Annotated in this window: 8 protein-coding genes; 7 read left to right on the top strand and 1 reads right to left on the bottom strand. The window is 67.1% G+C overall.

Annotated elements, in window-relative coordinates; genetic code table 11:
- Positions 1–15: 15 nt before the first annotated feature.
- Positions 16–750 carry an NUDIX hydrolase gene (locus tag A5706_RS19465; RefSeq protein WP_068133905.1) on the bottom strand — a complete coding sequence of 245 codons (735 nt, stop codon included), beginning with the start codon at positions 748–750 and terminating at the stop codon, positions 16–18.
- Positions 751–867: 117 nt separating this feature from the next.
- Here A5706_RS19465 and A5706_RS19460 point away from each other — a divergent pair, with 117 nt between their 5' ends.
- The 7 genes from A5706_RS19460 (at position 868) to A5706_RS19430 (ending at position 9,072) form a co-directional block, all read left to right on the top strand.
- Complete coding sequence (locus tag A5706_RS19460; protein WP_068133902.1) at positions 868–2,310, top strand: CCA tRNA nucleotidyltransferase; 1,443 nt, start codon at positions 868–870, stop codon at positions 2,308–2,310.
- A gap of 71 nt (positions 2,311–2,381) precedes the next feature.
- On the top strand, positions 2,382–3,833 hold the full coding sequence (locus A5706_RS19455) for a MinD/ParA family protein (protein ID WP_082964499.1): 1,452 nt from the start codon (positions 2,382–2,384) through the stop codon (positions 3,831–3,833).
- Positions 3,834–3,943: 110 nt separating this feature from the next.
- Entirely contained in the window at positions 3,944–4,570 is a 627-nt protein-coding gene (locus tag A5706_RS19450) for a hypothetical protein (protein ID WP_231985358.1), read from the top strand.
- Positions 4,571–4,707: 137 nt separating this feature from the next.
- Positions 4,708–6,273 (top strand): hypothetical protein, encoded by a 1,566-nt coding sequence (locus A5706_RS19445; protein WP_156767236.1) that lies wholly within the window; start codon positions 4,708–4,710, stop codon positions 6,271–6,273.
- 63 nt (positions 6,274–6,336) lie between these two features.
- On the top strand, positions 6,337–6,846 hold the full coding sequence (locus A5706_RS19440; RefSeq protein WP_068133890.1) for a pullulanase: 510 nt from the start codon (positions 6,337–6,339) through the stop codon (positions 6,844–6,846).
- A gap of 76 nt (positions 6,847–6,922) precedes the next feature.
- Positions 6,923–7,252, top strand: a complete 330-nt coding sequence (locus tag A5706_RS19435) for a DUF2563 family protein (RefSeq protein WP_068134010.1) — start codon at positions 6,923–6,925, stop codon at positions 7,250–7,252.
- Positions 7,219–9,072, top strand: a complete 1,854-nt coding sequence (locus tag A5706_RS19430; RefSeq protein WP_068133886.1) for an alpha/beta hydrolase — start codon at positions 7,219–7,221, stop codon at positions 9,070–9,072. The genes A5706_RS19435 and A5706_RS19430 overlap by 34 nt, the downstream gene beginning before the upstream one ends.
- The last annotated feature ends 1,342 nt before the right edge of the window (positions 9,073–10,414 follow it).

Here is a 10,414-nt window from a genome sequence, read left to right as displayed (position 1 = left end):
AGAGTCGGAGAGCCGTCACGGCCCTGGCCCGTGACCGTTCTTCCGGCCCGCCACGGGCTTGTCGGAATGCCGGGTCCGTGAATGCGTTTGCGGGCGTCGACGCGGTGAGCTCGGCGGCAGCGGCGGAAGCGCGGACGGGCCGTCGCTCTGCAGCTTGTCGATCAGCTCGTCGGCGACCTGGGCCAGGCGGCGCTCGTCGGCGTAGGCCAACCGGGATGGCAGCTCGCCGATCGGCACCCACGCCACCTCGGCGACTTCAAGGTCCTCGTCGGAGAGCTCGCCGCCGGAGAAGCGCATCAAATAGTGGTGCACGGTCTTGTGCACCCGGCGGCCGTCGGTGACGAACCAGTAGTCGATGCGTCCCAGCGCGGCGAGCACGCTGCCGCGAATACCCGTTTCCTCGGCGACTTCGCGGATGGCGGTCTGTTCCGCGGTCTCGCCCATCTCTATATGTCCTTTGGGCAGCGACCACAGCATCCGTCCGCGCCGATCGACGCGGCCGATCAGCGCCGCGACCTGCTCGTCGCGCGGCCCGTCGATTCCGTCGATGACGAGACCGCCGGCGGAGGTTTCGTGGACGGTCTTGAGTCGATCGGGAACGCCGCGGGAGGGCCGGGACCGCCGGGATTTGGAGGGCGACGAGTCGCCGTTCGTCTGGGGATCCTTGGGGGTTTCGGCCGCGCCAGCCGCGCTACGACGCCGACGCCGCCCCCGGCGTCGACGTGGTTTGGCTTGTTCGGCGTCCGACACCCAAGCGATAGTAGCTGGCACGGGCCGGTCTTCCCGAGATACTCGCCGCTAGTCGCCGTCCGGCGGCGCGGGCGCGGGGTCAGTGTTGGCCGCGTCACCCGACTACGCTGATCGAACGTGCCTGACGCCGCCCGGGATGCCAACCTACTGACCGCTGCCGCGGTCGCCCTGAACAAGCACACCTCGGTGCTGGGTGAGCTTGGCGCGCTCTTCGACGCCGGCGGTCACGAGCTGTACCTCGTCGGCGGCTCGGTGCGAGACGCGTTGCTGGGCAGGCTCAGTCCCGACTTGGACTTCACCACCGACGCCCGCCCCGAGCAGGTCCAGGAATTGGTCCGGCGCTGGGCCGACGCGGTATGGGAGACGGGGATCCAGTTCGGCACCGTCGGTGTCGGCAAGGGCGACTATCGCCTCGAGATCACCACGTTCCGCGCCGACGCCTACGACCAGGTGTCACGCAAACCCGAGGTGCGCTTCGGCGATCGCCTCGAGGACGATCTGGTGCGCCGCGATTTCACGGTGAACGCGATGGCCGTGCGGGTGCTGCCGACCGGCCCGGGTGAATTCCTTGATCCCCTAGGCGGTTTGGCGGCGCTGCGCCAGCGCGTGCTGGATACCCCGGCCGCGCCCTCGGTGTCCTTCGGCGACGACCCGCTGCGGATGCTGCGCGCCGCGCGGTTCGTCTCGCAACTCGGGTTCACCGTCGCGCCGCGGGTGCGGGAGGCGATTGACGAGATGGCGCCGCAGCTGGCGCGGATCAGTGCCGAGCGGGTGGCCGCCGAGCTGGACAAGATGCTGCTCGGCGACGACCCGGTGGCCGGCATCGACCTGCTGGTCGAGACCGGGATGGGTGAGGTGGTGCTGCCCGAGGTGGGCGGCATGCGGATGGCCATCGACGAGCACCACCAGCACAAGGACGTCTACCAGCATTCGCTGACGGTGCTGCGCCAGGCGATCGCGCTGGAGGACGAGGGGCCGGATCTGGTGTTGCGCTGGGCCGCGCTGTTGCATGACATCGGCAAGCCGGCGACGCGGCGGCACGAGGAAAACGGCGGGGTGAGCTTTCACCACCACGAGGTGGTGGGCGCCAAGATGGCCCGAAAGCGGTTGCGGGCGTTGAAGTATTCCAAACAGATGGTCGACGACGTCTCGCAGCTGGTGTTTCTGCATCTGCGGTTCCACGGCTACGGCGAGGGCAAGTGGACCGACTCGGCGGTTCGCCGCTACGTCACCGACGCGGGGCCGCTGCTGCCGCGGCTGCACAAGCTGGTTCGCGCCGATTGCACGACCCGCAACAAGCGCCGGGCCGCCCGCCTGCAGGCCAGCTACGACCGGTTGGAGGAGCGGATCGCCGAGCTGGCGGCCCAGGAGGACTTGGCGCGGGTGCGCCCCGATCTGGACGGCAACGCGATCATGGAGTTGCTCGGGATCCCGGCCGGCCCGCAAGTTGGCGAGGCGTGGCGGTATCTCAAGGAGCTGCGCCTGGAACGCGGACCGCTGACAACCGAGGAGGCGACCGCCGAGTTGCTGTCGTGGTGGCGGTCGCGGGGAGACGCCTAGCAGGCCCGACTGCGGCCGCCGGGCATAAAATGCAACGCGGACGCCGGTCTTTGCGCTGATTAGGAGGGCATATGACCGAACATAGAGGCGCAGACTCCGACGATCATGCGAGTTCGCCCGCGGTTCCCGCCGGCCCGCCCGAGGCGCTAGCAAACGGGTCCGGGCCGGTGCCGTCGCGCCCGCAGGACGATAAGCCCGACAACGCGGCTCGCGCGCCGGAGACGCCAAACGACGCCCCCTATCAGTGGCCGGACCAGCCCGCGTTCCGCCACGGCGGGCCGCTTGACGAGACCGCCACGCTGTTCGACCGCTCAAGGACGCCAGGCGGGACACGTGGACGGGGCCGCGAATTCGGGCCTGCTCCGGGCAGGCTCGAGGCCGACCAGTACGGGGGGCCGCGCCCCGACGGATGGGCCGCAGCCCAGCAACCGCCCGCATCGGGCGCCGCCTCGCCGCCGCGGCCGGATGTCCCCGCTGACCCCTCAGGCCCGGCGTGGCCGCAACCGCAGCAGCAGGCGGCGGCACCGCCGGCGGGTGGCCCTGGCTGGGCTCAGGCCCAGCGTCCGCCGCCGCCGCCCGTGAATTATGTCGACAGCATCCGCCGCAGCGACCTCGTGCCGACCCGGCGCATCCCGCCCGGCCGCGGCTGGCGCAAAGCCGTTTACGTCGCCAGCTTCAAGCTGATCAATTTGGGCTGGTCGCCCGACGAGCGTTATCAGGCCGAACTGGAAGCCAAGATCCGGACCCTGTTGCGCGGCACGTACAAGATCGGTGTGCTGGGCAAGGGCGGGGTCGGCAAGAGCACCATCGCCGCCAGCGTCGGGTCGGTGTTCGCGGAGTTGCGCAACGACGACCGCGTGGTGGCGATCGACGCGGACACCTCGTACGGCAAGCTGGCCAGCCGGATCGACCCCTCGACGGCGAGTTCCTACTGGGAGTTGGCCTCCGACCGACACCTGTTCTCCTTCGCCGACATCCGCGCTCGCGTGGGCAGCAACAGGGCCGGCTTGTTCGTGTTGGCCGGAGATGCGGCCACTGCCGGCCGCCGTGTGTTGGACCCGGCGATCTACCGCGAGGCGACGACGCAGCTCGACAAGCACTTCACCTTGTCGATCGTCGACTGCGGATCCAGCCTGGATTCGCCGGTCACCCAGGAGGTGCTCGCCGGTGTTGATGCGCTGATCGTGGTGTCTTCGCCGTGGTATGACGGTGCCTCCGCTGCGGCGCAGGCCCTGGATTGGCTGGCAAATCATGGTTTCAACGGTTTGCTGCAGCGCACGGTGGTGGTGGTCAACGATTCGGACGGGCACGCCGCCAAGCGCGACATCGCACTTTTGGCCGAGCGCTTCGGCGGGCGGGGCCAGAAAGTGATCGAGATCCCCTTCGACGGGCACCTGCGCCCGGGCGGGGTGATCGACGTCAAGGACGAGGTCAACCGGACCACCCGGCGGCGCCTTTTGGAACTGGCAGCGGCGTGCGCCGAGCATTTCACCACGACCGCTGGCCGGCCGAGGGGACTGTGATAGCTGACACCACCGAAAGCGCCTGTCGGGCGTTGGCGTGGGCGCAGTGCGACGAATATCATCGAAAGATTCCAATGGTCTGAAGTCTGCCCAGGAGGCATACTGCACGTATGTTGAATTCCGATGGGCGCCTTCAGGTCGTGGCTGAAGGATTCGCGTCGCCTGGGCGGATGCTGGCGCTACCGCCGGAAAACGAGTTTTTTATGTCAGCGGGGTTCGGCGGCGTTGCAGCGCTCGGGGCAGCCATGATCGTGGCCCTTCTTGCGCTGCTCGCCATGCAGCGGGCGTCGCGGCGTCACCGGATGGAGCTCGAGCAGCAGGAACGCCAGAATCGGGAACGTCGCGATGATGAGCAGCACGCCGCCGCGGTGACGCGCTGCTGGCAGCGGCTGGTGTGGGTGGTGGAAACCGCGGGCATCGAGCCGGCGAGTGGCAATGGCGCCACCCTTGGCCTCGGGCTTGGGCCGGAGCTGGCGTTGGAGATCTTGCGGGGGCTGCTGCGCGACGCAGAGCACCTCGGAGACGACACGCTCGCCAGGGCCGTGTCGGTCTACCTCGGCCAGTTCACGCTGGTGTTGGCCCAGCAAGGCAGCCTGCTCGATGAACCTCCTGGCGATGTGCCCTCTACCGCCGTCGGCGCAAAGCCAGACCTCCGAGCTGCACCCCGACCGCTGGTCGACGAAATGCCCGAATCGGGCCGGCGGATCGCCGCCGGAGGGAGGCGTCGGCGCCAGTGACAACCACACGGCAACACATCGAAGACCTCGACCGCGACCAATGGGCGTCGTTGACAAAGCGCGCCGCTGGAGAAGCGGTCGCTGCTGCGGCGCGGCTGGGCACAAAGCCACCCGCGGTGTTGGCCGTGATGGCCGCGATGACCGAACAAGACCTTGTCGAACACCGCAACCGGTTCGGCCCCGCGCGAACGCGCCTCTCGCCGATGATGCAGGTCGTCGAGGCAGACCAGTTGCGGCTTGCAGCCGAGCGCCGGGCACGCGAGGCCCAACAGGACAAGCAGGACGCCAACGCAGCCGCATCGATGGCGCAGGCGGAGGCTGAACAATCTGCACGCGCCGCCGAAGAAGCGCGCGAGCGCGCCCGCGCCGTCGAGGCGCAGGCCGCAAGTAAAGACACCGAGTGGGCGGCCGAACGAGCGGCGGCACGCCAGGCCCTAGAAAGTGTGCGCGCCGAGCTCGGGCGGGCCCGTGCTGACGCAGCGGCCGATGCCGCCGTAGCCAGGGAACTGGTCAGCGCCGCCGAGGCCCGCGCAGAACAGGGGATCGCCGAGCTGGCAGCCCAACGAATGGTGGCGGAACAAACTTTGCACACGCTGCGCGCAGAGCTGGAACGGGTCCGCGCCGACGCGATAACCGCCGCTGCCGCGGCTCAGGAAAAGATCAGGGCGGCGGAGGCGCGCGCTGAGCAACGAGTCGCCGAGCGAACGGCAGAACGAGCCGCTGCCGAACAAGCCTTGCAGGAGGTGCGTGCGGAGCTGGAGCGGGTCCGCGCTGATACGGCGGCCGAGGTTGCCGCGGCTCACCAACAGGTCAGGGCCGCGGAGGCGCGCGCCGTGCAAAGGTTCGGCGAGCGCGCGGCCGATCGGGCGATAGCACAAGAAGCCCTGCAGCAGGTGCGCGCCGAGCTGGAGCGGGTCCGCGCCGACGCTGCGGCCGAGGTCGCCGCCGCGCGGGGCCAGATCAGTGGAGATGTGGAGGCCGGACAGCGAGCCGCTAAAGCCGAGATCGAACGGGTGCGAGCGGGTGCCAAGAAGGCCGTCGCACGCGCGCAGGCCGAGGCCGAACAGGTCCGCGCCGATGCCGCCGCCAAGGTCGCGGCCGTGCGCGAGCGGGCCGATGGTGAGATGGCCGCGGCGCGCGAGCACGCCGAGCGTGAGATCGCGGCCGTGCGCAAGCAGGCCGAGGGTGAGATCGCGGCCGCGCGCGAGGCCGCGCAGGCCGAGGTGGCACGTGCGCGAGCGGAAGCCGACGCTCGCCTCGCCGCCGCGACGCCGGTCGCGTCGCCCGAGTTGTTGACGATTCCCATCCCGCCGCCGGGAGTGCGGGCGCACACGGGCCGTATTGAAGATGCGCTTGCTGCGGTGCATCAGATGTATTGCATCCTCGAAGCCGGCGTGGCTGACGATGTCGGATCGGCGGGTTCGGTCGACGTCGAAGATGTGCGCCGCCTCGTGAAGACGGTGCAGGAGCAGGCCGCCGATTTGTCGCAGGAACTCCGCGACCTGCCCGCGCAGTACAGCGTGGAGTGGCAGGTGGACGCCGCGGCCGGATACGCGAGCGCCGCGGCCAACGCCTATGGTGCTCTGCTGCAACGGATTTCGACCGCAACCGAACAGCTGGCGCGCTTCGACGAAGACACCGATGCCGAAGTCATCGAGTTGGTTAACACGATGCTGGACGAGCATCCGTGGCGAAGGCGCTAAACGCTCAGCGTCGACTCGTGGAGTTGCGGGAACGCCTTAGGTTGGCCCAGCGTCCGAGAAGGCATGGATTACTGCCTGGGTAATGACGATGGCTCCGCGGCCATTTGGAACGGCCAGCCCAACCTCGATTTGGATGGCGACGGCCGGCTCGACGCGATCGAGTTGGATCTCGACGGCGACGGCATGCAGGACGACGCGCTGGCGGATTTCGACGGTGACGGAATGGCCGACCACGCCGTCCTCGACCTTGACAATGACGGCGCCCCGGAGGCGTATTTCACCGACGACGGCTCGGGGACGTGGGGGGTCGCCTTCGATCGAGGCGGGCAGCTGCGGTGGTTCGGGCTCGACGGCGTCGAGCACACCGGAGGGCCGCTGGTCGACTTCGACGGGCACGGTCAGGCCGACGACCGATTGCTCGACAGCGACGGCGACGGGGTGGCCGATCGGGTGCTGTGCGCCGACGAGGGGGTTATCACCGGGTACGTCGACTCCGATGGCGACGGGCACTGGAACATCAAGCTGACCGATGCCGACGGCGACGGTCTGGCCGACGGGGCGAGCGCCTTATGACTGAATTGACCCGCAACCGGGCGGTTACTAGCTTGGCCACCAGGTCATGCTGCGCACCGGCTGGGAGGGGGTAGCGATGTTCGTCGACACCGACTTGCTGCACTCGGGGGCCAACGAATCGCACCGCGCCGGCGGGCATGCGCAGGAGGGGGCCGATCAGCTGTCGCGGGGACCGCTGGCAGCCGGGATGTTCGGCGGCTTTGCCTCCGCCGAGACGTTTCACGAGGCGGTGACCGCCGCGCACGGGCGACACGTCGAGGCCTTGCAGGACCACCAGCAGACGCTGACCGGACTCGGCCATAAGGCGCATTACGCCGCCGACGAGTTCACCAACATGGATGACCGCAACGCCGCCGAAGAGCGGGCGGTGCGATGGACTTCCGATACATCAGCAGTTCGCACCTGATTGCCGAAGCCGGGGGCGACCCCTGGGCCATTGACACCAGCCTCCAGGTCGGGCGGCCGGCGCAGATTTCCGAACTGGCGCAGGCGTTTCACGACGCCGGCCGCTGCACCGCCGAATCCGCCGCCGCGTTCGATGCGGCGCGCCGTCGGTTCGAGGCGTCCTGGAATCGGGTGGCCGGCGACCACCCGATCAATGACTCTGTCGAAGTGCGCCGCACGGCGCAGTCGCTCGGTGGCCAGTCATTGCAGCTGGGAAAGATTGCGATGGACCTGGAAGGCGTCGCGGCCGCACTGGCCGAGGCGCAATCCGCTGGCGCAGTGGTGATCTCTTCGTTGGAGACGCGACTGCGACGGATCGATGAGCTGCTCGGCCAAGCCCTCTCGCTCGAAAACGACAGCCGGCTCGCGTCGGACGATCGACTCGCGCTCGATGCGCTCATCGGCGCGTTGGAGCAGCAGGCCGTCGACGACACCGCGGCCGCGTTGGGTGAGCTCCGATCTCGACGCGACGGCTACTCGCAGTTTCTGCAGAGGTCGCTGACCACCTTGCGCACCGACGGCTACGACCCAGCGGTTCTTCACACGGTGGATGCCCCGGCGAACCTTGAAGAGGCGCTTCAGATTCCGCCGCCCGGAACGAGCGCCGAGGAGGTCAACCGGTGGTGGGAAACGCTGAACGGTGAACAGCAGAGCCGATTGATCACCGAGCACCCTCCGGAGCTGGGAAACCTCAACGGTATCCCCGTCGCCGTGCGAAGTCGCGTGAATAAAGCGGTGATGAACGACGACCTTCGTCGCGTGGAGGAGCTCGCTAGGTCGCGGGGCGTGGACGTCAACGACGTGTTGGCCAAACCCGTCGAATACGGGCTGACGGTTGACGCAATCAGCCGCTACACCAACGCTTTTCGCGCGCGACAGGGCCTGGAGGCCTCCAGTGGCGTCGCGGACGTCTTTCTGTTGACGTACCGGCCCGAGGTCTTTGGCGGTGACGGGGCCGCAGCCATCGCGATAGGCAATCCCGACACGGCGGCCAACACGGCGGTCTTGGTGAAGGGGGCAGCCACGTCAGTGCGGGAGGGGACGCTGGCTGAGGTCGAGGGTCTGCGCCTGTATCAGGAGTCCGTCCGCGCCGATTGGGGCAACCCGACCGCGGTGGTGACCTGGATTGGCTACGACGCCCCGAACAACTGGTTCGATCCCGGTCTTCGGGAAGTGGAGATGGCCCGGCATGGTGCGCAAGTGCTGGCCGCCGACGTCAACGCCCTGGCGGTCACCCACCAAGGCGCGCCAACCCATATGACGGTGGTCGGCCACTCCTACGGATCCACCCTCGTTGCGGATGCGGCGGCGGCCTATGGGATGCACGCAAACGACGTGGTTTTGGTCGGATCCCCAGGCACCGACCTAGCGCATTCGGCGGCTGACTTCCATCTGCCACACGGCGGGCACCTCTACGTCGGCGCGGCGTCGGGTGATGCGGTCACCTGGTTGCCGGCTCAGGTGACCGGCCCCGGACTCATCGGTGTGAGCTTCGGAGGGCTTGGCAACGATCCAGCCGTCGACGGCTACGGCTCCACCCGGTTCAAAGCCGAAGTGCCCGGCAACCGGATCGACCCGGTCAACGACCATCTCCACTACTTCGATGACGGGTCGGAGTCGTTGTTTAGCATCTCCGACGTGGTTTCCGGTCACGGCGATGCGCTGCAGCGTGACGGCATGACGGCCCGCCATCGCGGGGAATACGGCCTGGGCCGTTTAGTCGACCCCGAACTCTTGCGTCCCGCGACGGGTGCGCACCGCCATCGCGGTCCGGCGGGGTGATCTACAGCGTGGCGTCGCGCTAGCTGAATGAGCCCGCGTAGTTCGGTACTCGACAAGGCCGCCGCCGACTGCGGCTTGAAGTGACATTGGAGCGCATCCGACTAGCCTCAAAGAGGTGATGAATCCTCATCCACCCCCGATGGCCGAGTGCACACCACCGGTGCCCGGCAGGCAACGTTCTAATGGCGGCATTGCTGTAGGTCTGGTTGTGGTCGGTCTCATCGCAGTGGCGGCGCTTGTCGTGGGCATCATCGCCCTGATGCGGCCGACGGCCAGTAGCGCTGGAAAGGCTCCGACCGCCGTGACGCCTTCGCCGACGTTTACACCCGACCAAGTCGCGAGCGCCAAAAAAGAGCTATGTTCGGCGTATCAACTAGCGGCTCGCTCCGTGAACGCTGATACGCATTCCGCTGACACCGCGCTCGCGCGCATCTCGCTCGCTAACGGGGCAGGGATGTTAGACGCTGCGGCAGCCAACCCAGCGCTAAGTGCACACGATCGAGATGTTGCGCGGGCACTAGCTTCCGCCTATCGGACGTCTAATGCTGTCAGTAGTGATACGGATGTCGCATCGCCCCTTTATCAGATGACGCTCGACGAAGCGAAGCGCGCGGACTCTGCCATGGCCGCCGTCTGTCAATAAGCGCATCCGATGCGTTGGAAATTGCGATGACGGTGCACTTGGTGATTTGCTGGGCGATATAGCTGTCTGGACGTGGGGAGGGGAGTTTATGGCAGGCGACGTGCCACCTGGGAAATATACGCTGGCACTCATCGGTGCGTGGTGGCCGCAATCGTCTGCGACCCTCAGATCGAGTGCTGCACATTGGGGGTCGCAGCAGCAACAGCAAGAACAGTATGCTCAAGAATTGCGTCGTCAATGGGTTCAATTTAGCTCACACAACCAAGGACATACTGCTGACGATCTGATCCAGCGCTTCCAGCAGGGAGAAAAGCATCATTTAGATTTAGCCGAAAAATACAAGGCGAAGACTGACGCCTTTGACAAGGGCGCGGATGCGATAGATAGCCTACGCGAAGGGCTTAGAGGGATAGCTGACGACTACAATCAGCGGATCACCAATATCGAAAATTCAAAGGAGCTCGCGCCTGTGAAGGCCGCGGAAATTGAGAAGCTTATTACTGAGGCTAATGGCTTTGCCGCTCACAAGTCTGCTGCGGCAGTCTCGACAATTATGGACGCGGTGCAAAAAATCCTCACTGCCGAGGGGATGGCAATGTCTCCTCAAGATTTCCTGAGCAGTCAGGGGCAGAGTACTGAAAATCCGGTCAAAGCTGCAGGCGGTGATGGAAGCCCGCTGGGTTCTGGTGGAGGTGTGCA

This window comes from Mycobacterium sp. E796, from assembly GCF_001672815.1.
Lineage (GTDB): Bacteria > Actinomycetota > Actinomycetes > Mycobacteriales > Mycobacteriaceae > Mycobacterium.
This window is presented reverse-complemented; position numbering and strand designations above follow the sequence as displayed.